Genomic DNA, 25919 nt, shown 5'->3' on the forward strand with positions numbered 1-25919 from the left:
CACGATCTTGACCAGTGCATACTGTCCGAGCTGGACGTGTTCGGTGCTGGGGCCGACACCGTGGCGACAGGGGCGGCGATGGGTGCGACAGGCAACCCGACAGGCATACCCGCAGGCACTTCCGCCCCGGCGGACGACTTCTGCCTGTTGTTGTCCCGCCTCAGGGCGCTGGCCGGCCTGACGCAGGCCGAGCTGGCCCGGGCGGCCGGGGTCAGCCTGCGCGCGCTGGGCGACATGGAGCGCGGCCGCACCCGCGGACCGCAACACCGAACCGTGCAGGCCCTGGCCGCCGCGCTGCGGCTGGACGAGGAGCAGACCGCCCTGCTCGACCGGGCCGCCCGGAGCGGACGCCCCCGGCGGACCCCCGCCCACCCGGAGGACCCGCCCGCGGGCACACCCGCGGCCGCGCCCGGCAACGGTCCCGAGGCCGACCCCCAGGGCGGGGCGGGGGTGCCCGGGGAGGCCGTCCACTCCGCACTCGCGCTGCCCCGCGACATCGCCGACTTCACCGCCCGGGAGGAGGCGCTGTCCCGGTTGCGACAGCTGGCCGAGGAGGCGGATCCCGCCCACCCCCGGATCGTGCTGGCCTACGGGCAGCCCGGCCTGGGCAAGACCGCCTTCGCCCTGCACGCCGCCCACACCCTGGCTCCGCTGTTCCCCGACGGCCAGCTCTCGCTCGACCTGCGCGGCATGGCCCCGACGCCCCTCACGCCGCGCGAGGCGCTCGCCCAGTGCCTCCGGGCGATCGGCGTCGCCGACCGCTCGGTGCCCACCGACACCGAGGAACGCGCGGGCCTGTTCCGGACCCTGGTGCGGGAGCGCCGCCTCGTCCTGATCCTGGACAACGCCGCGGACGAGGCGCAGGTCCGCCCCCTGCTGCCCGGCTCCGGACCGGCCCTGACCATCATCACCAGCCGCCACGTCCTGCCCGGCCTGGAGTCCGTGCACCGCCTCCCGCTGGATGTCCTCGCCCCGGCAGAGTCGGCCGCCCTGCTGGCCCGGATAGCCGGTCGCGAGCGGATCGACGCCGAACCCGAGGCCGCCGCCGAGCTCGCCCGCCTCTGCGGCCGGCTGCCGCTCGCCCTGCGGATCGCCGGGCAGCGGCTGGTGGCCCGCCCGCACCAGCCCGTCAGTCACCTCGTCCGGCAACTCGCGGCCGAGGAGCACCGGTTGGACGTGCTGGAGGCCGGCGATCTGCGGGTGCGCACCGCCTTCGCACTCTCGTACCGGAAACTGCCCGCCGCCGCCGCACTGGTCCTGCGCCGCTGCTCACTCACCGCGGGGGAGGACTTCACCGCCGACACCGTCGCCGCCTACGCCGGCCTGCCGGCCCACCAGGCCGACCGGCAGCTGGAGTTGCTCGCCGACGCGGGGCTGATGCAACCCGCCGCCACGCCCGGGCGCTACCGCCTGCACGACCTGGTCCGCCTCTACGCCGGCGAGCGACTCCTCGCCGACGACGGGCGGGAGGCCGCGGACGCCGCCCGCGAGCGGGCCGGTGACCGGCTGCTCCGCCGGGCCGCGGCGGCGGGCCGGCGCTTCGACGTCGAGCGCGCCGAGACCGGCCCGTCGGGGGACCCGGACCCGGCCACCGCCCCCGCGACCCTCGCCGACGCCCGGCGCTGGTTGGAGGAGGAGCACCCCGAGTGGCTCGCCGCCCTGCACCGGGCGAACGCCACCGGCCGGCACCGGCAGGTGGTGGACACCGCCGAGGCCATGCACTGGTTCTCCGACAGCGTTCTGCGCTGGGACGTCTGGGCCGAGGTCTTCCAGCTCTCCGTGGACTCGGCCCGGGCCGTCGGTGACCGGCTCGCGCAGGCCGTCCACCTGAACTACCTGGCCTGGGCCCACGTCATCTGCCTGCACCGCTACCGGCCGGGCCTGGCCGTCGCCCGGGAGGCCCTGGAGCTGGCCCGCCGGATCGGGGACGCCCAGCAGGAGGCCTGGGCACTGGCCTACTGCGCCACCGCCCTGCGCCGGCTGCTGCGGCACGAGGAGGCCATCGAGGCCTACCGGCAGGCCGCCGAGGTGTTCGCCACGCTCGCCGGCCGCTCCGCGGAGGTCGGCCGGGTGGTGGCCCTGCGGTGCGTCGGAGCCTGCCTGCGCGAGTCCGGCCGGCCCCGGGAGGCGCTGGAGACCCATCGGCTGGTCCTGGCCGAGGTCCTGGACTGGCTGGCGGACTCCCCCTCGCACATGACCCATCTGCTGGCCGCGTTCGCGGCCCACGAGGCCGGCCTCGACCGGTCCGCGCTGCACCAGTGGTCCGAGGCCGAGGACGCCTACCGCCAGGCGCTGCGGCACTTCGAGGACGCCGGCCAGCCCGACAGCATGACCCAGACCCTGACCGAGCTGGGCACCGTCCTGATCGAGCTGGACCGCGCCGACGAGGCCCGCGAGCTGCTGACCACGGCGCTGGCCGACCTGACCGCCGAAGGCGGCCGGGGAGGCCACCGGCGCACCACCTGACGGGCGCACCACCTGACGGGCCCGCCGGGCGAGAGCCGCCGCCCGGCGGGCCCGTCCTGGTACCCGCTCAGACCGGCGGGCGTTCGTCCAGCACCTGCTGCAGCTTGCCGGTCCGCGGGTTGGTGACCAGCTCGGAACGGGGGACCCATTCGACGGTCAGGTGGTGGACGGCGCCGGACGCCACCTCCGCCGGGTAGAGCGGCCGGGCGGTGTAGACGGCCTCGACGAGCCGTTCCGCGAGGCCGGCGGGCGGCTCCTCGGTGTACCCGAGGCGCAGGATCAGGCCGTCCCGGCCGTCCCAGCGGCGTTGCACCATCTGCATGCCGGCGATGACGTGCTCCGGGTCGGCGGCGACCAGCACAGCGCGGATCTCCTCGGTGGGCATCGCCACCGTCCCGACCCGGGCACCCTCGACGGACCTGCCCAGCAGCCGGAACCGCTGCCGCCCGGGGTCGACCCACTCGGCGCGGTCGCCGGTCGGGTAGCGCAGGATCGGCATCAGGGTGCGGAACAGGTTGGTGACCACCACCCGGCCGGGCACCCCGGGCTTGGTCACCGACTCGCCGGTCACCTCGTCCACCAGCTCCACCAGCGTGCGGTTCGGGAAGGCCTCGTGCACCCGGACGTCCTCGCCCGGCACCGGCGCGCCGACCAGCCCGGCGTCCACCGAGGCGTAGCCGACCGAGGAGACGGCGGCCTTGGGGAAGGCCCGCGACAGGATCGGCCGCAGGTCGGCGAAGAGCAGGTCGCCGCCGAAGAGCAGCAGTTCCACCGAGTCGGCGACCTGGCCGCGCCGGACCAGGCACTCGGCCACCGCGCTGAGCTTCATCGGCTCGCCGGCCAGGACGTGCACGCCGAACCCCTCGATCAGGTCGGCGATCCAGTCGTCGGAGGCGGCGCCGCCGACCGGCAGGCGGACGTTGTCCACCGGCGCGTGGTGCAGCGCGTTCTCGATGTAGAGGAACCCGCCGTACAGTTCGCCGGCGCAGAACAGGTTGGCCACCCGGTGTCCGGGCTTCAGCCCGGCCTGGACCATGCCCGCCCCGAAGGCCGTCACCGAGTCGGCGTGCTCGGTGCGCGACCAGGGCGAGAACTTGGGCACGCCGGTGGTGCCCCCGGTCTTGTAGACGCCGGCGTCGGTGAGCGGTCCGGTCAGCAGGCGGTTGTCCGGCCAGGTGTTGGCGGCCCAGAAGGCCACCTGGTCGATGACGGGCAGCTGGGTGATGTGCGAGACCGTCCGCGGTACGTCGCGGTACAGCTCGGCGTAGAACGGCGAGTGGGTGCGGGCGTGGTCGACCAGTTCTTGAAGCGGCTTCGCGGGCACTGCCTCTCCTACCTTTCGGGGGAATCCGGTTGGCCGATCCAGGTGCGGGCGAGCCGTTGCACGGCGCTGCCGTCCCGGTCGGTGATCTTCTGGTCCAGGTACGCGGCGGCCCAGGCGCCGGCCGGCACCCGGAAGGCCGGCCGGTCGGCGCGCAGGGTGTCCACGACGACGTCGGCGACCTCCCGGGCCGGCTGCCCGGCGCCCTCCCAGCCCTGGCCGCCGACCCAGTCGAGGTAGTCGGCGAAGGTGGGGGCGTAGGGGCCGGACGCGGCCTGGATGGTCCGCCGGTCGATGTCGGGGAAGACCCCGAACGAGGTGTCCGGCACGAAGCCCGGCACCACGACGGAGACCCGCACCCCGTGCGCCCCGGCGACCGGGGCCAGGCTCTCCATGAACCCCTCGACGGCGAACTTGGCCGCGCAGTAGGCCTCGTTGAACGGCTGGCCGACGATCCCGTGCACGCTGCCGATGGTCACCAGCCGCCCCCGGGCGGCCCGCAGCAGCGGCATCGCGGCCCGGCTCACCTCGACCACGCCGAAGAAGTTCACCTCCAGGTTGGCCCGCAGCGCGGCCGTCGTCGACATCTCCAGGGTGGGGTCGAAGTTGGACACGCCCGCGTTGTTGACCACCGCGTCCAGCCGCCCGTAGGCGCGCCCGACCTCCTCCACGCAGGCGGCGACCGAGTCGGCGTCGGTGACGTCCAGGCGGCGGACGTCCAGCGTGACCCCGGCCCGTTGGGCCGCCGCGCGCAGCGCCGCGTCCCGGCCGGGGTCCCGCATGGTCGCCACCGCCCTGAACCCGGCCCGGGCGGCGGCGACCGCGGTGGCCAGCCCGATGCCCGAGGAGGTCCCGGTGATCAGCACGACCCCGTGGTCCGCCGTCATGACGCGCTGTCGGCCAGCGCCGACTCCGTACCGGCGGCCGGACCGGGGCCGGTGGCCGACGCCTTGTCACGGGCCGCCGCGTCCAGCAGCGGCTGGATCCGGACGGCGGCCAGGAACGAGCAGGCCGCCAGCAGGGTGCCGCCGGCCATCACGGCGCGGGTCGCGTCGAGGATCCCCAGCGGGCCGGTCAGCAGGGTGACGGCCACGCCGCCGGCCAGGGCGGCGAGCGGGATCACGCCCCAGGTGACGGTGCGGAACGCCGCGTGCATCACGCCCTGGTTCTGCGCGGACATCCGGGACTGCCGGGTGGGCGCGCTGCAGACGTTGATGCAGGACATGAAGAAGCCGTAGCAGCCCATCGTCACGGCGATCACCGGCGCGGCGGGCAGCGCGGGCGCGGCGAGCACGCCCAGCCCGACCAGGCAGTGCAGCAGCAGTGCCCAGGCCAGCGTCCGCCCGGTGCCCAGGCGTTCGCTGATCCGCGGGGCCACCACGGCGCCGGCCAGTGCGCCCACCGCCGCCACCGACATGGCCGCGCCGAAGGCGCCGACGGACAGGCCGAGCCCGCGGTAGGCGAGGACGGGCAGGACGGTGACGAAGACCGGGCCGCCGCAGTTGAGGGTCACGGCGGCGATCACCACCCGGCGCAGCACCGGGTCGGCCCAGTTCAGCCGGAAGCCGGCCGTCAGCCGTTCCAGGACGGACCCGGTCGCCACGGTCTTCTCGCCCCAGGGGCGCATCGCTCGGAAGCAGACGGCCGAGACCAGGTAGCTGGCCGCGTCCACGAGCAGGGCGGCCACGCCGAGGGCGCTGTAGAGGCCTGCCGCGATCGAGGGGCCGGCGACCTCGGAGACCGAGCCGCTGCCCTCCAGCCGGGAGTAGGCGCGGACGAGGTGCCGCTCGGGCACGACGGCGGGGACGGCGACCAGGTAGCCGACGTTGAAGAAGATCGTCGCGCCGCTGATCACCGCCACGCAGCCGAAGAGCAGCGGGGTGGAGAGCCGGTCCAGCCAGTAGGCGAGGGGGATGACCGCCACCGCCACCAGCCGCACCAGGTCGCAGACGAGCATCGTCCGGCGCTTGTCCCACCGGTCGACCAGCACGCCGGCGACCGGCCCGAGCAGCGGGATCCCCAGGTACTGGGCCATCGCGACCGCGCCGACCTGGAGCGCGCTCGCGTGCAGGACGAAGATCATCAGGGTCGGCACCACGAACACGGTGACCCGGTCGCCGACCGTGCTGACGGTCTGTCCGGCCCAGAAGAGGTTGAACCCGCCTCCCAGGGAGACCGGGCGTCGGGGCTTCCTCATGACTCCTCCCGGACCACGAGCCGGGAGGTCTTGCCGGTCCGCTCGTTGCTGATCAACTCGTCCGCCAGGCGGACCCGGAAGGACTCCGGGTCGTGCTGGAAGGCCGTGCTCAGGGTGAAGGTCGCCGACAGCAGTTCCCGGCGCAGCCGTTCGGGCTCCGGGGCGCCGTCCGGAGCGGACCCCGGGGCGGATTGCGCCGCGCTCAGCAGCAGGACCTCCACCGTGGCGGCCCGGCCGCTCCGTTCGGTGATCACCACCTGTGCCCGGGACACCCCCGGCTCCCGCTCCACCCGCCCGACGATCTCGTCCACGTCCAGGCCCAGGCCGCGGACCTGCACCACGCTGTCCCGTCGGCCGAGCACCCGCATCGCCCGGCCGGGCCGCCCGCACGGGCAGGGCTCCAGCCGGCCCGCGTCGCCGGTCCGGTAGCGCAGGACGGGGTTCAGCATCTCCGGGTCGAGCGTGGTGAAGTCCAGCAGGTCGTCCGGGCCGACGTGCACCAGCTGCCGGGGGAGGGTGTGGAAGGTGTCCGCCGGGCAGTCCGGGGTGTTGGTGCCCACCACCCAGGTCTCGGTGCTGCCGAACATCCCCCAGCGCCGGGCCTGCGGCGCGACCTCGGCCATGTCCCGCTCCAGCTGGGGCTGCCAGGCCTCGCCGAGCCAGATCACCTTGCGCAGGGCCGGCAGTTTCAGCCCGGCGGCCCGCGCGTGCGCGAACCAGGTCTGCAGCACGCTGGGCGTCCCGCCGATCGCGGTGACGCCGCGGGCGGCGAAGAAGCCCAACCAGTCGTCGTACTCCTCCCTGGTGACCGAGCCCAGCGCGATCACCTGGCAGCCGGACAGGTCGGCCAGCGCGGCGGCCAGGAAGTGCGCGCCCCACATCCGGCCGGCGCCCCAGGCGTTGACGAAGACGTCCTCGCGGTCCAGCGGCTGCCAGTGCGCGTGCACGCCGGCCATGTAGAAGCCGGTCGGCGCGTGGCCGACCTTCGGCGCGCCGGTGCTGCCGCCGCTCTGGAACAGCCAGGTGGCCCCGTGCTCGGCCCGGGGCTCCAGGTGCGCGAGGGCGGTGTTGAGGTCGTCCTTCGCCATCGGCGGCAGGGCGGCGAGTTCGTCCAGGGTGCGGACCTCCTGGTCCGCGGGGTAGCGCGCGGCCAGCCCGGGAACGGACTTCAGCAGGCCGAGCGACCGGCGGGCGACGTGCAGCTGCGGCTCGGCCGCCGCCGGCGGGAGCGAGAAGTCGCCGGTCATGCCGTCACCGTCCCCGGGGCGATCACTGCCGTGCGGGTGCCGGTGCCGTTGGCCAGCCACTTGGCGTGGGCGGTGCGGTAGGCGGCGAAGCGGGCGCGGGTGATGTCCCGCTGGAGGGTGCGGTGCGGATCGTCGAAGTCGGGCGCGATCACCCCGTCCGGCTCCAGCTCGGAGAACCAGAACCGCTCGCCGTCGTGCAGGAAGTCGATGCAGAAGAAAGGGATCGGCAGGCGCTCCGCGAAGTACGCGGTGGCCGCGGCCAGCTCGTCCGGTACGGGCGGGAACTCCATGGCGCCGCCCCGGCTGGCGTTGGCCACCGGCGAGCCCGGCCCGGGGATCCGCTTCATCACGGCGTACGGCTCGCCGTCCACCACGTACACCCGGTAGTCGACGGTGCCGTCGCCGAGGTAGGGCTGGACCACGAGGGTGGTGTCGCCGCCCTGCGCCAGGCTGGCCAGGCCCCGGATGTCCTCGGGGCCGCGGGCCAGGTTGATCCCGCCGCCGCCGCACCACCCGGCCGGCTTGACCAGGGCCGGGTAGGTCACGTTCCTGAGCGCCACTTCGTGGAGGTTCTTGTCGACGTCACGGCCGGTACCGATCCGGACGGTGGGGATCGGCGGCACCGGGGAGCCGCCCAGGTGCAGCAGGGTGGCCAGTTTGTCGTTGCCGATCAGCGACACCTGCGGCGGGAACGGCAGGTAGAAGCCGCTCTGTTCGAGCACGGCGTAGAGCGCGTACTGGTTGAAGATGTCCATCGACTGGTAGGGCAGCGAGTACAGCGCGGTGACGAAGAGGGTGTCCTGCGGGGACACCGGCTCGCCGTCCACGTAGACCTGGGGACTGCCGGTGACGGTGGCGTCCACGGTCACCGCGTCCGGTGCGTGCCTGGTCCAGCTCATGCCGAGGCTGTCGGCGACCTCGGCGTAGAGGTTCCAGAAGAACTCCGGCCACATGGCGGCGGCCCGGGTGGACTCCCGGTCGGGGAAGATCCAGCACATGCGGCGCAGCGGGCCGTCGGGAGCGGGCGCCGTGCCGTCGGGCTCGCGCGTCGTCGGGGGTTTGGTCATCGTGATCCTCACGGAGAAGCGTCACCGGGGTGCGTGCGGGTGCGTGCGGGTGTGTGCGGGGGAGGCGCGTGGAGGTGCGGGCGCGGCTGCGGTTCGCGCCGGGGCGGGAGGCAGGTGCCGGCCCGGCTCAGGACCGCGGGCCGTCGGACCCTTGCCCGGACCACCAGCGCCGGCCGGCCTCGGGCAGGGTGTCCACCGGGTCGTAGTACGGGTGCCGGCGGTCGAGCAGCGAGTCCGGCCCGGCGTCGCCCGCCTCCCGGACGTCGAGGGCGGTGCGGTAGTTCTTGGTCCAGTAGGAGATGCCGCGTTCGCGGTCGTACGCGACCGCCTGGTGCACCCAGCGTTTGCCCACCCGGGGTACGTCGCAGACGATCCGCGGGGTGGCGTGGCCGGGCAGGTAGCCCATGATCGACTCCTGCAGCAGCTGCGCCTCGTGCACGGAGGTGCGCCAGTGCTCGGCGTTGGGGATCATGTCGCAGAGGTAGAAGTAGTAGGGCAGGATGTTCGCCTCGTCCTGGAGGGCGAAGCAGAGGTCCAGCAGGTCGCCCGGGGTGGCGTTGACGCCGCGCATCAGCACGCCCTGGTTGCGGACGTCCCGGACACCGGCGTCCAGCAGCGCCCGGGCCGCCTCGGCGACCAGCGGCGTCACCGACTGCGCGTGGTTGGCGTGGGTGTGCACGGCGAGGTTGACCGCGCGCCGGGCCGCGACCGCGGCCACCCGGCGCAGTCCCTCGACCACCCGGGGCTGCAGCCAGTGCTGCGGCAGGCCCACCACCGCCTTGCTGGCGAGCCGGATGTCCCGCACCGAGCCGAGTTCCAGCAGCCGGAGCAGGAACGACTCCAGTTGCGGCCAGGGCACGTTGGCCAGGTCGCCGCCGGAGACCACCACGTCGCGCACGGTCGGCGTGCGCTTCAGGTAGTCCAGCATCTGCTCCTGCCGGTCGCGGGGCCGCAGCACCAGCCGGGCCTTGGTGACCTGCGCGGTGGAGTTGCCCACCAGGTCCATCCGGGTGCAGTGCCCGCAGTACTGCGGGCAGGTGGAGACCAGCTCGGCCAGCACCTTGGTGGGGTAGCGATGGGTGAGCCCCTCCACCACCCACATCTCGGCCTCGTGCAGCGAGTCGCGCTCCGCCTTGGGATGGCTCGGCCACCGCGGGTGCCGGTCCGCGCGCACGGGCAGCATGTAGCGGCGGACGGGGTCGGCCAGGAACGCCTCGGTGAACGCCCCGGGCTCGGTCGGGGCGGTGGGCGCCATGGTGTTGAGCATCTGCGGCGGCAGCAGCATCGACATGGTGGCGAACTGCTCCTGGTCGGCGGTGAGTTCCAGGTAGAACCGGTCGGTCAGCAGGTCGCCGACGACGGCCCGGAGCTGCCGGAGGTTCTGCACGCAGTGCGCCCGCTGCCACTGGGCGTCCCGCCACTGCGCCGTGGTGACGTCGCGCCACCCCGGCAGCCGGCGCCAGTCCGGCTCGGCCAGCGGGGTCCGCACGTACTGGTACGGCTGCCGGATCACGTGAGGGTCCATCGGTGGTGCTACTGGCCGGTGAAGAGGGTGGCGAAGCGGGTCCGCAGTTCGCGCTTGAGCACCTTGCCGGTGGGCCCGAGCGGGAAGTCCGCGGGCGCACGGGCGATGCTGACGGCGGCGAGCGGGGTCAGACCGGCCCCCGCCAGCGCCTTGTTGGCGGCCTCCTGCACCTCCTCGGCCGCGAGCTGAGCGGCGTCGGCCTGCAACTGCACCACGGCGATCGGCCGTTGGCCCTCCCCGGGCGGACCGGGCACGCCGACCACCGAGCAGTCCCGGACCAGCTCGGCGCAGTCGGCCAGCAGCACCTCCTCGATCGGCAGGCTGTACACCGGGCCGCTCACGGTGTCGATCACGTCCACCGTGCGGTCGAGGTGGTAGAACCGGCCCTCGGCGTCGCGCCGGGCCACGTCACCGGTGAGCCAGTGGCCGGCCAGTTCGAAGGTGGCGGTCAGCCGGGGGTTGTTCCAGTAGCCCGGGGTCAGCGAGGGGCTGACCACCGCGAGCATCCCGACCGTGCCGTCCGGGACTTCGTCGCCGTTCTCGTCCAGCACGGCGGCCCTGACCACCGCCTCGGTGGGGCGGCCGACGCAGCGGTCGTCCCGGGGGCTCTCGGGCGCGGTCACCTGGCCGAACAGCGCCATGCCCATCTCCGAGGAGCCCAGGCCGTCGATGAACTGCGAGCCGGGCAGGGCGGCTTCGGCGGCCTGCTGCTGCGGGAGCAGCCAGGGCTTGATCAGACCCGCCGGGCGCTCCCCGAGCTGGACCAGGCGCCGGATGTGCCCGTAGTGCGCGCTGTCGCCGGTGTTGAACCAGGAGTGCACCTTCGCCGCGCCCTTGGCCGGCAGTTCGCCGGTGGCCAGCTCGACGAAGGTCCGCGGGAAGGAGGCGACCATGGTGGGCAGGAAGGCCTCCATCACCGGCTCGACCACCGAGCGCCGCCAGTCCGACATCACCACGGTCGGCAGGCCGATCAGCGCGGCGGTGAGGAAGTAGCTGAGGCCGCCGGCGTGGGTGTGCGGCATCAGCGACATCAGCCGGTCGTACGGCTCCGCCGGGAAGCGCTCCATCCGCGGCTGCTTGCCGTCCCAGAACTGCCGGTGCGCCAGCATGGTGGACTTCGGCGTGCCGGTGGTGCCGGAGGAGTGGATCAGCCCGACCACGTCGTCCGCGGCGTGCCGGTACGGGTAGTCCTCGGGCAGCGCCGCCGATCCGGCGTCGAAGGCCTGGATCTCGGCCGCCATGGCGATGAAGCGCGGGCGCTGCCTCGGGTCCTCGCGGTAGGCCGAGGCGAGCCGGGTGGGGTCGTCCGCGACGATGCCGACCACGCCCACGTGGTTGAGGTAGCGCACCATCACGTCGTGCCGCATGGCGTCGTTGACCAGGGCGGGCACGGCGCCGAGCGCGGTGAGTGCGAGGAAGTGCAGGACGGGCTCCAGGCCCTCGCCGACCACCACGCCGACCGGCTCGCCGGGGCGCACGCCGTTCGCCCGGTACCAGGTGGCGTAGCGGTCGCGCAGGGCGGCGAGGTCGAGCAGGCTGTGCCCTCGCAGCACCACGGCGCCGCGGTGGTCGGTGTGGTGGCTGTAGGCGAACGGCACGGCGCGGTTGGGGTTCACCGCGATGGCGTGGTCCAGGAAATTGCCGGCACCGAGGGTCGCCTCGGTCATCAGCTGCCGTCTGGCGGCGAGGGGCGCGATGGAACTCTGTTCGCTCATGGCGGTCTCCCGGGGATGCGGCGCCCGGCACGGGTTCTTGTGGAACCGGCGTCGGGCTGACTGGGTGAGGCAGAACCAGCCCACGGTGGACTGGTGGTCCAGTGGTGAGGGTCGAGCGGTGCGGCGGTGCGGTGGTTGGGCCGGTGGGGGCGGGGGCGGTGGCCCGCGTTCGGGTCGCGCGGGGGCATCACCGCGCCACGCCCGGAGCCCGTCCGGGGTCGGTCGGGTCCGTGGTCGGTCGGTTCGGGTGGAAGGCAGTTCGGTGGGGAAGGTCGTTCGGTGGGCCGCGGGGCCGGGGCTAGGTCCGGCCGAGGATCTCCGCGACCACCCGGTGTCCGGAGCGGATCGCACCCTCCATCAGGCCGAAGAACTCGGTGCTGGTCTCGGTGCCGGCCCAGTGCACCCGCTGGTGCGGTGTGGTCAGCGTCGGGCCGTGCCGGAGCCAGTCGCCCGGCCCGAACAGGGCCGCGTAACAGCCTTGGCTGTACTGCTCGTTGACCCAGTCGGTGACATGGAACCCGGCCGGCTCGGGCAGCATCGGGAACAGCCTGGCGGCCTGCTCGACCGCGGCCGCGCGCTGCCGCTCGGGGGTGAGCGCCGCGAAGCGGTGCGCCTCCGCCCCCGTGACGAATCCGGTCAGGACGCCGGCCCCGCCCTCGGCGGGGGAGTCGTCCACGGTGGAGAGCAGGGGGCCCTCGGCGTTGACCGACCACCCGGACAGCCCGTGGTCGCGCCAGAGCGGCGCGGGGTGCACCAGGTGAACCTTGACCGCGCAGCCGCGGGCGGTCCGCCCGCTCGTCCGGCGCACCGGCGGTGCGGGGTGCTGCTCGACGGCGTCGGCCGGCAGCGGGGGCAGGGCCAGGACCGCCACGTCGGCCCGGTGCTCGCCGAGGTCGGAGCGGACGGTGACGCCGTGGGCGTCCTGCCGGACGGCCCGGACAGGCTCGCCGAGCCGCACCCGGGCGCCGAGGCGCTCGGCCAGCCGTTCGCAGATCTGGTGGGCGCCGCCGGCGACCCGGTCCTGCTGGGCGCCGCCCGCGAAGGCGTTCAGGTAGCGCAGGCCGCCGCCCGAGCGCAGGTAGAACGCCATGTGCAGGACGGAGACGTCGGCCGGGTCGGCCGCCATCATCTCGCCCAGGAAGAGCGGGAAGAAGAGCCGGGCGTCCGGGTGGCTCAGGTGCTGCTCGGCCCAGTCGGCCGCCGTCAGGGTGTCCAGGCGTTCGGCGTCCGGGGTCAGCCACGGCGCGTCGGGCCGTACGGCGTCGGTGAGGTCGGCCAGCAGCTCGAACAGGTCGCCGAGGGCCACGGCGTTGAGCGGCGGGAACCTGCCGTCCCTGGTGGCGTGGTCGGCGCCGAGCGCGAACCGGCTGGCGCCCAGCATCGTGGTGGGGGTGCTCTTCAGGCCCAACTCGGACATCAGGGCGTGGAGTCGGGTGTGGCGGTCGCCCAGGTAGGCGGCGCCGGCGTCGGCCCAGCTCCCGGGGGCGACCTGGAGTCCGTGGGTGCGGCCGCCGACCCGGTCGCGCGCTTCCAGTACGGTGACCTCGATCCCGTGGGCGGCCAGGCCGCTCGCGGCGGTCAGCCCGGCGAGTCCGGCCCCGACCACCACGGCGCCGGCGACGGGTCTGCCGCCGGCCGGCCCGGGAGCGGCGCTGTCCCGGGCGCTCACCGGGCGGCCGCGATCTTTCCGGCGAGCCCCCGGGGGGTGGGCGCGAGCAGGAAGTCCTCGAAGGACAGCTCCACGCCGTGGCCTCGGGCGATCGCGCTCAGCACCCGGGTGGCGATCAGCGAATCGCCGCCGAGCAGGAAGAAGTCGGAGTCCGCCCCGGCGGCCGGGTTCTCCAGCACGCGACGGAAGACCGTCACCACGGCCTCGGTGTCGGCGTCGGTTCTGAGGCCGTCGGGTGCGCCGTCAAAGGCGGCGGAGGTGGTGGTGTCAACGCTCATCGAAGGTCTCCTTTGACCTGCTCAGGGGGCGTGTGGCGGCGGTGCGATCCGGCGCGGTCGACCTTGCCGCTCGCGGTGAGGACCAGTTCGGGGACGACGGTGATCCGGCTGGGCACGAGATGGCCGGGCACCCGCCCCCGCAGGTACGTCAGGACTTCGGTGTCCAGGGCCTCGGCCCTGGCGTGCGGGCGCGGCACCACGTAGGCGATCAGGGCGGACCGGCCGGCGAGGGTCGCGGCCACCACGGCGACCGCCTGGATCCAGGGGTGGGCCGCGATGTGCGCCTCGACCTCGGCGGGGTCGACCCGGATGCCGCGGATCTTGATCTCGCCGTCGAGCCGGCCCTCGTGGGTGAGGACGCCGTCCGGCGAGCTGCTCACCCGGTCGCCGGTACGGAAGCAGCGCTCCCCGTCGACGAGGGCGAAGCGGTCGGCGGTGGCCTCCGGCAGTCCGAGGTAGCCCAGCGCCACGGCCGGCCCGCCGATGATCAACTCGCCTCGCTCGCCGATCCGTTCGACCACGTGCGGGAGGGCGAGGCCGATCGGGGCCTTGGTCCGCCCGTCCCACTCCCGGCGGGGGGAGGCGGCCCGGGGGCCGTGCAGGTCGACGGCGTGCGTGATCAGGGTGGTCTCGGTGCAGCCGTAGGTGTTGACCAGCCGGATCCGGCCGGTGTCCAGCTTGCTCCAGTCGGCCAGCCGGGCCGGGCTCGCCGCTTCGCCGCCGATCACCAGGAGCCGCACACAGTCGGGCAGTCCCAGCCCTTCCTCGGCCAGGTGGAGCACCAGCTCGTGCCAGAAGGCGGTGGGCAGGTCCAGTACGGTGATCCGCTCGCGCTCGACCATGCGCAGGAAGCGGGGGAAGGATCCCGAGTGCGCCTCGGCGTCGAGGACGAGGGCGGCTCCGGCGGTGAGCGCCGGCAGGATCTCCTCGAAGCAGGTGTCCCAGTTCAGCGAGGCGAACTGCAGGACGCGGTCCTCGGGCGTCAGGCCGAAGAGGCCGCGCAGCGAGTGCACGGTGGCGGCGATCGCCCGCCGTGGGGTGACCACGGGTTTCGGCCGCCCGGTGGAGCCGGAGGTGAAGAGGATGTAGGCGGGATCCTCGGGGCCGGTCCCGGTGCGGCCGGGGGCCGGTAAGCGCGTGATGTCCGCCGCCGGCGGGCCGGCCCGGTGCGACCGGGAATTGCTTGTCGGCGCCATTTCCCGCGGGTTCGCGGGGAGTTCCGACGAGGGTCCTAACTCGACCGGAACCAGGCCGAGTCGGGTGGCCGGGCCGGATTCCTCGGCGAGCATTGCGCGGCAGCCGGCCGCCGTTGTCATCGCCTGCTGGCGCTCGAACGGGAATGCCGGATCGACGGGACAGTAGACGCCCCCCGCCGCGAGAACTCCGAGCAGGCCGACGACCGTTTCCGGTGTGTGGGTGGCCGCCACGGCGACCACGCCGGGCTCCTCGCCCAGGCGGCCGGCCAGGGTGTTCGCCAGCTCGTGGAGCCGGCGGTAACTCAGGACGCGCCCGTGGTGGAGCAGTGCCGGGCGGTGCGGATGACGAATTGCACTTTCCGTGAACACGTCAATCAAGTCGGAAGAGACCTCATGGATACCGTGAATCGTTGACATGCCCGCCCCAAGGTCATGCACGCGAGCGCCCGTCCGTGCTCGGAGAACCGGGACTCTACCTTCGAACATGCGTAGCCACAATGGTCGTTGAGGCCGTTGTCGCGAGAATGTGTGGCCGGGTTGTGAACGCTCCGCAGTCGCCGGGCCAGCCAGATCCGGGTCGGTCGACTCCGAACCGTGGCGGGAAATTCACGCCGGTCATGACGGCCGGGCGTCAAACCCGTGGTCGCACCGGCCCGCGCGGGGGCGGCTGGAGTCCGGATCCGAGCCGGAAGGGGCCGAGAGCCCCCGGGGCGGGGGTCGGCCCGCCGGGTGCCCCGCCGGGTGGCCCGGGCGCGCGCGAGGCCCGCCACGCCCCCCGAAGGGGCGGTGGCGGGCCTCGGCGGCGCCGACGACGCCCCGTGCGGGTGTCGCCGGTCGCGCGGTCAGCCGGTCCGTCGGCGCGGCCGACGGACCATCAGCAGGACGGCGCCGACGACCAGGACGCCGTCCAGCACCAGCAGGGCGCCGTTCCAGGGCCCTTCGGCGTGCCCGTGGTCATGGGTGTCCGCCCCGTCCGCGGCGTCGGCGAGGTCCGAACTGGCTCCCACCAGCGGAACGGGCCCGACGGTGAAGCCGGTTCGGCCCGACACCTCGCGGCCGCCGCCCAGGGCGAGCCGGTAGACGACCAGGTACGTCCCCTCGGCGCCGGCCGAGACCGGCACGACCAGCCGCTGCCCTTCCACCCGGGCCGGCCCCCGGGTGACCGAACCGCCGTCCGCGGAACTCACCTGCGCGAACACCGACTCGGCGGCCAGCCGGCCGGAGAAGGTCAGCTGCACCTCGGACGGCGCCTGCGCGACGGCGCTGCCGTCCCCCGGGGACACCCCGGTCAGCCGGACGGGGACGGCGGAGCTGGCCCAGGCCAGTGCGGCCAGCAGCACCACCAGGACGGCCAGCGCACCGGCCATCGTCCGCTGGAACGACCGGGGGGACCCGGCCCGCGCGGGGGTCGGATCGGTGGTGGCGGGCCGGGCCTCGGTCACCGTCACGCGGGGGTGAGGGCGTGCGGCCGGGTGTGCGGGACGCGGCAGCTGCAGGTCATCAGTTCCGCCTCGGCGGGGCTGGGCCGCAGGTGCAGGTACATGGCGATCACCATCGGGATGAAGACGACGGTGTTGTAGAACAGGTGCAGCTCGACCCGGGGTGCCACCAGCTGCAGCACGCTGGTCGGTACCGGCTTGCCGAAGAGGTTGTGGCCGGTCTGCGCCTGGGTGAGCAGCAGCAGGTGCTCGATGTGGTGCCAGAACTGGATGGCCAGGGCGATCGTCCACCAGGTGCGGCTGCGCCCGGTGAAGCCGCGGCGGAGCAGGAACAGCGCGACGATCATGACCAGCGCGTATCCGTAGTGCATCCACTCGGAGGTGACCAGCCACGGGTAGGCGAGACCCAGGACCCCCTTGGCCTTCTTGACGGGCCAGCCCATCGCCCAGATCTGGTAGGCCTGCGCCAGGTGCTCCGCCCAGTGCGCGAGGACGACGACCATGAAGGCGTTCAGTGCGGCGCGGTGGTTGGTGGAGTTCAAGCGGTCGAGCAGGCCGCTGGGGCGTTGCCCCACCGGCTTCGTGAGCGTGGCCATGAGGGCTCCCGACAGGGTGATTTGCCAAGTGTGACGGGGCGCGCCCGGCCCGTCCTGCGGGGCGGGCGCTTCGTCGAGTTCGGCCAGTCTCCCGAGACCGGGTGGTGGGGACTTCTTCTGGATTGCTCTCGTGAGGCGCACTTTCACCACCCGCGCGCCGGGTGTACGCCCCGGTGCGCCGGGGCGAGGACGCTCGGATGCGCCGGTTCACGCCCCTTCCGAGGGCTGCCGGGCGGCCCGCGACCGGAAGGTCAGGGACGGGCCGCCGGCTGGCGTCGGGCAGGCCGGCCTCACCCGGGCCGGCCTGGGAGCCGCGGTGGCCGCGCGTCCGTGGACGGCGGCGTGCGCGGCCGTCCGGTCAGTCGCAGTCGAGGCAGATCGGCTGGCCGTTCTTCTCGCGCGCGAGCCTGCTCCGGTGCTGGACCAGGAAGCAGCTCGAACAGGTGAACTCGTCCGCCAGCTTCGGCTGCACGCGGACGGTGAGCTCCTCGCCGGAAAGGTCGGCGCCGGGCAGTTCGAGCCCCTCGGCGGCCTCGAACTCGTCCACGTCGACGCTGGAGGTCGACTTTTCGGTGCGCCGGGCCTTCAGCTCCTCGATGCTGTCCTGCGACTCATCGTCCTCGCCCTTGCGCGGAGCGTCGTAGTCGGTTGCCACATCTAATCCTTATCTCGTCGTGCTGGCGGAGTCCGGCGCGTGCGAAATGCCGGCCCTCCGCGGCCCACAGGTGTTCCGGTGAACACCGAACGTTACATCGACGCACGGGCACGACCACGAGACGCCCCGGTGCCTGCCGGAGCGCGGTCATGTGCATCAGTGCTGGCACCCCTCCACGGGGAGGGGGCGGGGGCGCCGACGGCGGTCGCGTTTCATGCATGCGCCGACGGTCGAGGTGAACGCTCGCGATGCCCAGGACATTCCGCGGCGGTGCGGGAATCCCGCGGCCCCGTCCCGCCCCCTCACCCGCCCGCCGGCACCGCCGGTGGCGCCCGCCGCCCGGCAGGGCCCCGCCCGGCAGGCCCCCGCCTGGCAGGGCCCCGCCGCGCACGACCGCGCCCGTCAGACCTTCCGCACGCCGACGCCCGCGGCGGCCAGCGCCTCGGCCTCGTCCTCGGGGACGTCCCGGCCGGTGACCACGACGTCCAGGGCGGTGACCGGCGCGACGAACGCGAGCGCCGTCCGGGAGAACTTGGCCGCGTCCGCGACGGCGATGACACGGCGGGAGGAGGCGATCGCGGCCCGCTTGATCGCGGCGTCGGAGAGGTCGAAGGCGGTCAGCCCGTCGGCCGCGGTGAGCCCGCAGCAGCCGATCACGGCGGTGTCGAACCGCAGCGCGGCCAGCGAGGCCTCGGTGAGCGGGCCGGTCAGCGCCAGCTCGCCCGGGCGCGGCTCGCCGCCCGGCAGCAGCAGCCTCAGCTGCGGGGCCCCGGTCAGCGCGTTGGCGGCGTGCAGGGAGAGGGGGACGACGGTGAGGCGCCGGTGCGTCAGGGCGCGGGCCACCTCCAGGCAGGTGGTGCCGCTGTCGAGGACGACCGACTCGCCGTCGGCGATCAGGCCGGCGACCTCCGCGGCGATCCGGCGCTTGGCCTCCGTCCCCTCCTCCGCCCGCAAGGTGAAGGGGGGCTCCTCCCCGCGCAGCAGCAGGTTCCTGGCCCCGCCCCGGTACCGCTCCAGGACCCCTTGCGCGGCCAGGCTCTCCAGGTCGCGGCGCACGGTCATCTCGGAGGCGCCGGTGAGGGCGGCGAGTTCGGCGACGCTCAGCTGTCCGGCCTCGCGGACGGCCTCGGTGATCTGTCGCAGTCGGTCTGTGCTTGCCATGGTCCTATTGAACACAATCGCTGATCGATAGTCCATCTTACGAACATGAAGAATGTTTGTTATGTTCGGCGGCATGAGCAGCACGACAAGATCGCTACGCGCCGCCAGGCTGTCCACCTTCGGCTTCTTCGCCCTCAACGGCTTCCTCATGGGCATCTGGGTGGTGCACATCCCCGCGGTGGAGGCCCGGGCCGGCGTCAGCCACGCCGTGCTCGGCTGGCTCCTGCTGCTGCTGGGCGGCGGGGCCTTCGCCGGCATGCGGGCGACCGGCCCGCTCACCGACCGCTTCGGGGCCCGTACGGTCGTCCCGGTCACTGCCGCCCTGTGCAGCGCCGGGCTGGTGCTGCCCGGCCTGGCCACCGGCCCGCTCGCCCTCGGCGGCGCGCTGCTGGTGTTCGGCTTCGGCATCGGCTGCCTGGACGTCAGCATGAACACCCACGCCGTGCAGGTCGAGCACGGCTACCGGCGGCCCGTCATGTCCGCCTTCCACGCCGTGTACTCGGTCGGCGGCGTGCTCGCCGCACTGGTCGGCGCCCGCACCCTCAGCTGGGGCTGGAGCCCGGCCGCGACCCTCGCCGGCGTCAGCCTGCTCGGCCTCGCCGCGGCCGCGCTGGCCACCCCCGCCCTGCTGCCGCCCGAGCCCGCTCCGACCCGGGACGCGGCGGACGACGGCCCCGGGCACCCGGCCGCCGGAGCCCGGCACCGGACACCCGCGCGGATCTGGGCGCTCGCCGTCCTCGCCCTCATGCTGATGCTCAGCGAGGGCGTCGCCAACGACTGGAGCGTGCTCGCCGTGCGCGACGTGCTCGGCGCACCGGCCGCCACCGCCGCCTTCGCCTACGGCGCCTTCTCCACCGCCATGACGCTCGGACGCCTGGCCGGCGACCGGGTGGCCGGGCGCTTCGGCCCGGTCGCCGTCGTCCGGTACGGCTCCGCGGTCGCCGCCGTCGGCCTGACCACGGCGGCCCTGGCCGGCTCCGTCCCGCTCGCGCTGGCCGGCTGGACGCTCTTCGGGCTGGGCCTGTCCGGCGGCATCCCGCAGCTCTTCAGCGCGGCCGGGCACGCCGACCGCGACCACGCCGGCGCCAACGTCTCCCGGGTCGCCGGCCTGGGCTACCTCGGCATGCTCGCCGGGCCCGCCGTGATCGGGCCGCTCACCCGGGTCATGCCGCTGAACCTGGCGTTCTTCCTGCCGGTGGCCCTCTGCGTGACGGCGGCCTGCGCCGCCACCGTGCTGCGCCCCGCGGCGGCCCCTGCCCCGCCACGGCGGGGCGCCGGCCGGCCGGCGCCGGGGGAGGCCGCCGAGGGTGCCGCCCGGCCTGCTACCGGCTCGGTCCCGGAGCCGCGGTGACGGTCACCGTCGCGGCCGGCGACGGGTGCGGTGCGGGGATCGAACCGTTGACCCAGCCGAGCAGCTTCACCACCGTGAGGCCGCCGATGACGGCTATCACGGCGATCCCGAGCCAGAGGGCGTTGCGCAGCGAGTCACGGTTGGCGGCCCGCGCCTGCAGCGTCCGGGCGTCCACCAGGGGCACCGACGAGGACTCCTGGACCACGACCGTACGCGGCTGCACCGGGCTCGCCTGCTGGGCCTTCGCGAGCTGCCGCATCAGGTCGGCGCAGTTGTCGGGGACGCCGTGGACCGGGCAGGGGCTGGCGGGGGCGGCGGGCAGGGGCACGATCGGTCGTCCTTAGGCAGAGGGGCGGGCCGGCTTCTGGCGGTGCGTCACTTGCGGGTGGATCCACGGTAGATCAAAGCGGCGCCGGCCATGGCGGTACGACCGGTTCGGCCGTCGGACCGGCGTCGCCCCGTCCGACGGTGCCACCATCACGGTGTCCGGTTCAAGGGCGCCACCCGGCCGGTCCGGGCCCGTGCGCCGGTCTCGGCGTCCGACGCGGGATTTGCGGTTCCCGTCGGCGGCGCCCGGCAGGCATGATCGGACCCGACACCCGTACCGAAAGGGATGTACCTCATGGAGTTCCGCCACCTCGGCCGCAGCGGTCTGATCATCAGTGAGATCGCCTACGGCAACTGGCTCACCCACGGCTCCCAGGTCGAGGAGGACGCGGCCGCCGCCTGCATCCGCGCCGCCCTCGATGCGGGGATCACCACCTTCGACACCGCCGACGTCTACGCCGAGACCCGTGCCGAGGCCGTCCTCGGCCGGGCGCTGAAGGGCGAGCGCCGCGAGGGCCTGGAGATCCTCACCAAGGTCTACTGGCCGACCGGCCCGGGCCGCAACGACCGGGGTCTGGGCCGCAAGCACGTCATGGAGTCGATCGAGGGCTCGCTGCGCCGCCTGCAGACCGACTACGTCGACGTGTACCAGGCCCACCGCTTCGACACCAGCACCCCGCTGGAGGAGACCATGGAGGCCTTCGCCGACGTGGTCCGCTCCGGGAAGGCCCTGTACATCGGCGTCTCCGAGTGGACGGCCGAGCAGATCCGGGCCGGCCACGCGCTGGCCCGCGAGCTGCGGGTGCCCTTCATCTCCAGCCAGCCGCAGTACAGCGCGCTGTGGCGGGTGATCGAGGCCGAGGTGGTGCCGACCTGCGAGGAGCTCGGGATCGGTCAGATCGTCTGGTCCCCGATCGCCCAGGGCGTGCTCACCGGCAAGTACCTGCCGGGCGCCGAGCCGCCCGCCGGCTCGCGCGCCACGGACTCCAAGGGCGGCGCCAACTTCGTCTCCCGCTGGCTGCGCCCGGACGTGCTGGAGAGCGTCCAGTTGCTGCGCCCGCTCGCCGAGCAGGCCGGGCTGAGCCTGGCCCAGCTGGCCGTCGCCTGGGTCCTGCAGAACCGGAACGTCTCGGCCGCGATCATCGGTGCCTCCCGGCCCGAGCAGGTGGCGGAGAACGTGAAGGCGGCGGGGGTGACCCTGGACGAGGGCCTGCTGAAGGCGATCGACGAGATCCTCGCCCCGGTCGCCGAGACCGACCCGGCGCGGACCGCCGAGAACGCCCCCAAGAGCCGGCCCTGACCGTCCGGCCGGGCGGGCCGCCGACCCGCCCGGCCGCACCGGGGCGCACCGGACGGCACCGGGCCGCACCGGGCCGGGGGAGCGGGGTCGACCCGTCCCGTGCCGGGAGCACCCGTGTCGGTGAACCGGCAGGTCAGAGCCGCGACTAGGGTGGACGGGTGACCACCGAACCTCTGCCCTCGCCCGTGCGGGTCGCCGGGCCCGCGGACATCGACGCGCTCGTCGCCACCATGACGACCGCGTTCTTCCAGGACCCGCTCTGGGGGCCGGTCTTCCCCGACCCCGACCGGCGGGCGGAGCTGGCGGGGGCGATGTGGCGGCTCTACCTGGTCTCCGCCCTGCGCTACCCGTGGACGCTCGTCATCGAGCGGGTGGAGTCCGCGGCCGTGTGGATCCCGCCGGGCGGCTTCGAGCTGACCCACGAGGAGGAGGACACCCTGGAGCGCCTGCTGCTGGACGGCGTGGGCCGGCAGGGTGCCGACGAGATCCTGCGGATCTTCGAGCAGCTCGACGCGGCCCGGCCCGACGAGCCGCACCACTACCTCACCCTGCTGGGCACCCACGACGACCACCGCGGCAAGGGCCTGGGGACGGGCCTGCTGGCGGAGAGCCTGGCCCGGATCGACGCCCTGGGCTCACCCGCCTACCTGGAGTCGTCCAACCCGGCGAACGACGCCCGGTACCAGCGGGCCGGTTTCGTCCCCCGGGACCGGATCACCGTGCCCTCCGGCCATGTCGTGACGACCATGTGGCGCCCGGCGCGTTGACGGGTCGTCGGCCCGCCGCCGAACGGCCGGAGCCCCGCGCGCCCGACGACGGGCACGCGGGGCTCCGGAGGGCCGGTCAGCCCAGCCGCTTCAGCAGCTCCGCCGCCAGCGGGGCCGAGGAGGCCGGGTTCTGGCCGGTCACCAGGTTGCGGTCGGTGACCACGAACGGGGCCCAGGCCTCGCCCTCCTGGAAGTCGGCGCCGAGCGCCACCAGCCGGTCCTGCAGCAGCCACTTCGCCCGGTCGGCGAGCCCGGCCTGGGTCTCCTCGGCGTTGGTGAAGCCGGTCAGGCGGTACCCGGCGAACGGCGAGACGCCGTCGTCGTCCCGGGCCGCCAGCAGCGCGGCCGGGCCGTGGCAGACCACACCGAGCGGCTTGCCGGACCTCAGCGCCAGGGTGAGCAGCCGGCCGGAGTCGGCGTCGACCGCGAGGTCCTCCATCGGGCCGTGCCCGCCCGGGTAGAACACGGCGTCGTAGTCCTCCAGTGCCACGTCCTGCAGCTTGAGCGGGTGCTGGAGCCCGGTGATGCCGGCCAGGGCCTCCGTCACCGCCCGCGCGCCCTCCTCGCCGCCGTTGAACTCCGGCGCCAGGCTGCCCTTGTCGACGGTCGGGACCACGCCGCCGGGCGTGGCGAAGACGACCTCGTGGCCGGCGGCCTTGAACGCCTGGTAGGGGGTGACGGCCTCCTCGGCCCAGAAGCCGGAGGGGTGCTCGGTGCCGTCCGCCAGCGTCCAGTGGTCGGCACCGGTCAGCACGAAAAGGATCTTAGCCATGGTGGTTTCACTCCGTGGGGTGGTGGGCCGGGCGCCGGCGTCCCGTGGCCGGGACGCCGGATCGCTCATCGCCTCGAACGTAGCCCCGCCCGGCATCGGCGACCAATGGGCGCACCGATGCCGGGCATCGGAAGACCGATGCCTCGTCCGGGAATGTTCCGCGCGCCGGCGCGAACCCCCCCCGGCCGGGCGCGCGCCCGGTCCGCAGGGCCCCCGGCGGCCCGTAGACTCCCGCCCATGAGCGATCGGGACGCCACCGGGGCCGGCCCCCTGGACCTGAACCTGCTGCGCACCTTCCTGGCGGTCCACCGCTCCGGCTCGTTCACCGCGGCGTCCCACCGGCTCGGGCTGTCGCAGTCCACGGTGACGGCCCAGATCCGCACCCTGGAGCAGCGGCTGGGCCGCCGGCTCTTCGAACGCGGCGCCCGGGGCGTGACGCCACTGGCCTTCGCGGACGAGTACGCCGCCCGGCTCCGCGCCCCGCTGGACGAACTGGCGGCCCTCGCCCGCGGCGAGGGGGAGCCGATCACCGCGGAGCCGGTCCACCTGGCCGGGCCGGCCGAGTTCCTCGGCACCTGCCTCCTCCCGGCGCTCGCGCCGCTGGTCGCCGAGGGCCTGCGGCTGCGGGTGGTCACCGGGCTGACCGATCCGCTCCTGGAGGAGCTGCGGGCCGGCCGGCACGACCTGGTCGTCGCCACCCGGCGTCCCCGCGGCCGCACGCTCAGCGCCGTGCCGCTCGCCGACGAGGAGTTCGTCCTGGTCGCCGCGCCGCTCTGGGCCCGGCGGCTGGCCGGCCGGGACCTGCCCGGGGCGCTGGACGAGGTGCCGCTGGTCAGCTACGCCGAGGACCTGCCGATAGCCCGCCGCTACTGGCGGCACGTCTTCGACCGCCGTCTCGGCGCCCGGGCCGCGGTGACCGTCCCCGACCTGCGCGCCGTCCTGGCGGCGCTCACCGCCGGCGCCGGCTGGAGCGTTCTGCCGGGCTACCTCTGCCGGGACCGGCTCGCCTCCGGCGAGCTGGTCCTGCTGCACGAGCCCGAGGACCCGCCGATCAACACCGCGTACCTGGTCCGCCGGCCCGCCGGCTCGGACAATCCGCAGGTGGAGCTGGTCCGCGAGCGGCTGCTGGCCGTGGCGAGGACCTGGTGAGGCCCGCCGGCGCCGCGGCAGCCGGGGCGGCCTGCGACGATCCGTCCCCGTCCGCCGGTACCCCGTCCGCCGGTGCCCCGGCACCCGGGCGGGGCCGGCCGGCCCGCACGCAACCGAACCGACCCGAGGAGCACCGAGTGAAGCTGTCCGACCTCCTGGCCGGCCACCCGTACACCGTTCTGCGCGGCGACCCCGCGCTGGACGTCACCGGCGGGGTGTCGGACAGCTCCGCCGACGCCGGGGAGGGGTGGCTGTTCGTCGCCGTTCCGGGCCGGCGCGCCGACGGGCACGACCACCTGCACCGGGCCGCCGCGGCCGGGGCGGTCGCCGCGCTGGTCAGCCGCACGCCCGCCGACCTGCCCGAGGGGATGTGCGTGGTCCGGGTCGAGGACACCAGGGCGGCTGCCTCGCTGGCCGCCGCCCGGTGGTTCGGCGAGCCGGGCCGCGCGATGGACGTGGTGGCCGTCACCGGCACCAACGGCAAGACCTCCGTCGCGGCGATGATCGAGAGCGTCGTCACCGAGCTCACCTCGGCGCCGGTCGGCGTGATCGGCACCGGCGGGCCCCGGCTGGGCGGCCGGCCGGTACCGCTGGCCACCAGCACCCCGACCACCCCGCAGCCCGTCGACCTGCAGCGGATCCTCGCCCACCTGCGGGACGGCCGGGCCCGGACGGTGGTGATGGAGGTGTCCTCGATGGCGCTCGCCCAGCACCGCACCGACCACGTGTTCGCCCGGACGGGGGTGTTCACCAACCTCAGCCCCGACCACCTGGACGACCACGGCACCATGGCGGCCTACAAGCAGGCCAAACTGCGGCTCTTCGCGGGCCTCTGCGAGCGGGCGGTGGTGAACGCGGACGACCCGGTCGCCGCGGAGATCCTGGCGCTGATGCCGGCCGCGCTCACGTACGGGATCGACGCCCCGGCGCACTACCGGGCGACCGACGTGGTGGTCACCCCCGCGGGCAGCGCCTTCCGCCTGCAGCACGCCGGCCGGACGCACCGCGCGCGGGTGCCCGTGCCGGGCCTGTTCGGCGTGTACAACGCGCTCGCCGCCGTCGCGGCCTGCCACCAGCTCGGGCACGCCGTGCCCGACATCCTCCGCGCGCTGGAGCGGCTCCCGCAGATCCCCGGCCGTTTCGAGACGATCACCACCCCGGCCGGGGCCACGGTGGTGGTCGACTACGCGCACTCCACCGACTCGCTGGAGAAGGCGCTGGCCACCGTCCGGGGCTTCGCCACCGCGCGGGTGATCACCGTCTTCGGCTGCGGCGGTGACCGGGACGCGACCAAGCGGGCCCCGATGGGCGCGATCGCCGGCCGCTACTCGGACCTTGTCGTGCTCACCAGCGACAACCCGCGCAGCGAGGACCCGGAGGCGATCCTCGACGCCATCACGGAGGGACTGCGGGGCACGGACGCCGCCCACGAGCGGATCACCGACCGGCGCCAGGCCATCGCCCACGCGCTGGAGCACGCCGGGCCGGGGGACATCGTGCTGGTCGCGGGCAAGGGCTCGGAGACCTACCAGCTGATCGGCGACCGGGTGCTGCCGTTCGAGGACATGCGAGTGGTCCGGGAGCTCACCGCCCGCTGACGGCCCGCTGACGGAGGCCCCCGCCGCTGGTGCTCCCGTTTGTCGGCCCGTCACCCCGGCGGCCCGTCACCCCGCCGCTCCGTCACCCCGCCGTTCCGTCACCGCGCGGCCCCCGTACGGGGG

Annotated in this window: 22 protein-coding genes; 6 read left to right on the top strand and 16 right to left on the bottom strand. The window is 74.5% G+C overall.

Annotated features, from left to right (window positions below):
• Positions 1 to 78: 78 nt before the first annotated feature.
• On the top strand, positions 79 to 2466 hold the full coding sequence (locus J2S46_RS38905) for an ATP-binding protein (RefSeq protein WP_307352647.1): 2388 nt from the start codon (positions 79 to 81) through the stop codon (positions 2464 to 2466).
• A 67-nt stretch (positions 2467 to 2533) separates the two neighbouring features.
• Here J2S46_RS38905 and J2S46_RS38910 read toward each other — a convergent pair whose 3' ends face one another.
• The 14 genes from J2S46_RS38910 to J2S46_RS38975 form a co-directional block, all read right to left on the bottom strand.
• On the bottom strand, positions 2534 to 3790 hold the full coding sequence (locus J2S46_RS38910; protein WP_191291017.1) for a phenylacetate--CoA ligase family protein: 1257 nt from the start codon (positions 3788 to 3790) through the stop codon (positions 2534 to 2536).
• Positions 3791 to 3798: 8 nt separating this feature from the next.
• Positions 3799 to 4674, bottom strand: a complete 876-nt coding sequence (locus tag J2S46_RS38915) for an SDR family NAD(P)-dependent oxidoreductase (RefSeq protein WP_191291016.1) — start codon at positions 4672 to 4674, stop codon at positions 3799 to 3801.
• The gene (locus J2S46_RS38920) at positions 4671 to 5984 is read right to left on the bottom strand and encodes an MFS transporter (protein ID WP_191291015.1); all 1314 of its coding nucleotides are present in this window, start codon (positions 5982 to 5984) and stop codon (positions 4671 to 4673) included. Before J2S46_RS38920 ends, J2S46_RS38915 begins: the two co-directional genes overlap by 4 nt.
• Positions 5981 to 7231 (bottom strand): AMP-binding protein, encoded by a 1251-nt coding sequence (locus tag J2S46_RS38925; protein WP_191291014.1) that lies wholly within the window; start codon positions 7229 to 7231, stop codon positions 5981 to 5983. The genes J2S46_RS38920 and J2S46_RS38925 overlap by 4 nt, the downstream gene beginning before the upstream one ends.
• Positions 7228 to 8298: an ATP-grasp domain-containing protein gene (locus tag J2S46_RS38930; protein WP_191291013.1), complete on the bottom strand. Its 1071-nt coding sequence runs from the start codon at positions 8296 to 8298 to the stop codon at positions 7228 to 7230. The genes J2S46_RS38925 and J2S46_RS38930 overlap by 4 nt, the downstream gene beginning before the upstream one ends.
• A 127-nt stretch (positions 8299 to 8425) precedes the next feature.
• Positions 8426 to 9823: a KamA family radical SAM protein gene (locus tag J2S46_RS38935; protein ID WP_191291012.1), complete on the bottom strand. Its 1398-nt coding sequence runs from the start codon at positions 9821 to 9823 to the stop codon at positions 8426 to 8428.
• A gap of 8 nt (positions 9824 to 9831) precedes the next feature.
• The gene (locus tag J2S46_RS38940; RefSeq protein WP_191291011.1) at positions 9832 to 11538 is read right to left on the bottom strand and encodes a class I adenylate-forming enzyme family protein; all 1707 of its coding nucleotides are present in this window, start codon (positions 11536 to 11538) and stop codon (positions 9832 to 9834) included.
• 298 nt (positions 11539 to 11836) lie between these two features.
• Positions 11837 to 13207, bottom strand: coding sequence for a flavin monoamine oxidase family protein (locus J2S46_RS38945; protein WP_229912863.1), 1371 nt, complete (start codon positions 13205 to 13207; stop codon positions 11837 to 11839).
• Entirely contained in the window at positions 13204 to 13485 is a 282-nt protein-coding gene (locus J2S46_RS38950; RefSeq protein ID WP_191291010.1) for a phosphopantetheine-binding protein, read from the bottom strand. The genes J2S46_RS38945 and J2S46_RS38950 overlap by 4 nt, the downstream gene beginning before the upstream one ends.
• Entirely contained in the window at positions 13482 to 15167 is a 1686-nt protein-coding gene (locus tag J2S46_RS38955; RefSeq protein WP_307352652.1) for an amino acid adenylation domain-containing protein, read from the bottom strand. The genes J2S46_RS38950 and J2S46_RS38955 overlap by 4 nt, the downstream gene beginning before the upstream one ends.
• Positions 15168 to 15523: 356 nt before the next feature.
• Positions 15524 to 16129 (bottom strand): copper resistance CopC family protein, encoded by a 606-nt coding sequence (locus J2S46_RS38960; RefSeq protein WP_191291008.1) that lies wholly within the window; start codon positions 16127 to 16129, stop codon positions 15524 to 15526.
• Entirely contained in the window at positions 16126 to 16716 is a 591-nt protein-coding gene (locus J2S46_RS38965; protein ID WP_191291007.1) for an MFS transporter, read from the bottom strand. Before J2S46_RS38965 ends, J2S46_RS38960 begins: the two co-directional genes overlap by 4 nt.
• Positions 16717 to 17074: 358 nt before the next feature.
• Positions 17075 to 17371, bottom strand: coding sequence for a DUF4193 domain-containing protein (locus J2S46_RS38970; protein WP_073925504.1), 297 nt, complete (start codon positions 17369 to 17371; stop codon positions 17075 to 17077).
• Positions 17372 to 17773: 402 nt separating this feature from the next.
• A complete protein-coding gene (locus J2S46_RS38975; RefSeq protein ID WP_191291006.1) occupies positions 17774 to 18532 on the bottom strand; it encodes a DeoR/GlpR family DNA-binding transcription regulator in 759 nt (252 codons plus the stop codon).
• 73 nt (positions 18533 to 18605) lie between these two features.
• Here J2S46_RS38975 and J2S46_RS38980 point away from each other — a divergent pair, with 73 nt between their 5' ends.
• Positions 18606 to 19883 carry an MFS transporter gene (locus tag J2S46_RS38980; RefSeq protein ID WP_191291005.1) on the top strand — a complete coding sequence of 426 codons (1278 nt, stop codon included), beginning with the start codon at positions 18606 to 18608 and terminating at the stop codon, positions 19881 to 19883.
• Here the strand turns inward: J2S46_RS38980 and J2S46_RS38985 are convergent.
• Positions 19855 to 20211: a hypothetical protein gene (locus J2S46_RS38985; RefSeq protein ID WP_191291004.1), complete on the bottom strand. Its 357-nt coding sequence runs from the start codon at positions 20209 to 20211 to the stop codon at positions 19855 to 19857. The two genes, J2S46_RS38980 and J2S46_RS38985, sit on opposite strands and share 29 nt — an antisense overlap.
• 294 nt (positions 20212 to 20505) lie before the next feature.
• Here J2S46_RS38985 and J2S46_RS38990 point away from each other — a divergent pair, with 294 nt between their 5' ends.
• Both J2S46_RS38990 and J2S46_RS38995 read left to right on the top strand, forming a co-directional pair.
• Complete coding sequence (locus tag J2S46_RS38990; protein WP_191291003.1) at positions 20506 to 21510, top strand: aldo/keto reductase family protein; 1005 nt, start codon at positions 20506 to 20508, stop codon at positions 21508 to 21510.
• A 158-nt stretch (positions 21511 to 21668) separates the two neighbouring features.
• Positions 21669 to 22277: a GNAT family N-acetyltransferase gene (locus tag J2S46_RS38995; protein WP_229912862.1), complete on the top strand. Its 609-nt coding sequence runs from the start codon at positions 21669 to 21671 to the stop codon at positions 22275 to 22277.
• A gap of 76 nt (positions 22278 to 22353) precedes the next feature.
• Here J2S46_RS38995 and J2S46_RS39000 read toward each other — a convergent pair whose 3' ends face one another.
• Positions 22354 to 23049, bottom strand: a complete 696-nt coding sequence (locus tag J2S46_RS39000; protein ID WP_191291002.1) for a type 1 glutamine amidotransferase domain-containing protein — start codon at positions 23047 to 23049, stop codon at positions 22354 to 22356.
• A gap of 237 nt (positions 23050 to 23286) precedes the next feature.
• Between J2S46_RS39000 and J2S46_RS39005 the strand changes: the two genes are divergently transcribed.
• Together J2S46_RS39005 and J2S46_RS39010 are read left to right on the top strand one after the other, a co-directional pair.
• On the top strand, positions 23287 to 24198 hold the full coding sequence (locus tag J2S46_RS39005) for a LysR family transcriptional regulator (protein WP_191291001.1): 912 nt from the start codon (positions 23287 to 23289) through the stop codon (positions 24196 to 24198).
• 137 nt (positions 24199 to 24335) lie between these two features.
• Positions 24336 to 25796 carry a UDP-N-acetylmuramoyl-L-alanyl-D-glutamate--2,6-diaminopimelate ligase gene (locus J2S46_RS39010; RefSeq protein ID WP_191291000.1) on the top strand — a complete coding sequence of 487 codons (1461 nt, stop codon included), beginning with the start codon at positions 24336 to 24338 and terminating at the stop codon, positions 25794 to 25796.
• Positions 25797 to 25919: the final 123 nt, after the last annotated feature.

The sequence above is a fragment of the Kitasatospora herbaricolor genome (genome assembly GCF_030813695.1).
Lineage (GTDB): Bacteria > Actinomycetota > Actinomycetes > Streptomycetales > Streptomycetaceae > Kitasatospora > Kitasatospora herbaricolor.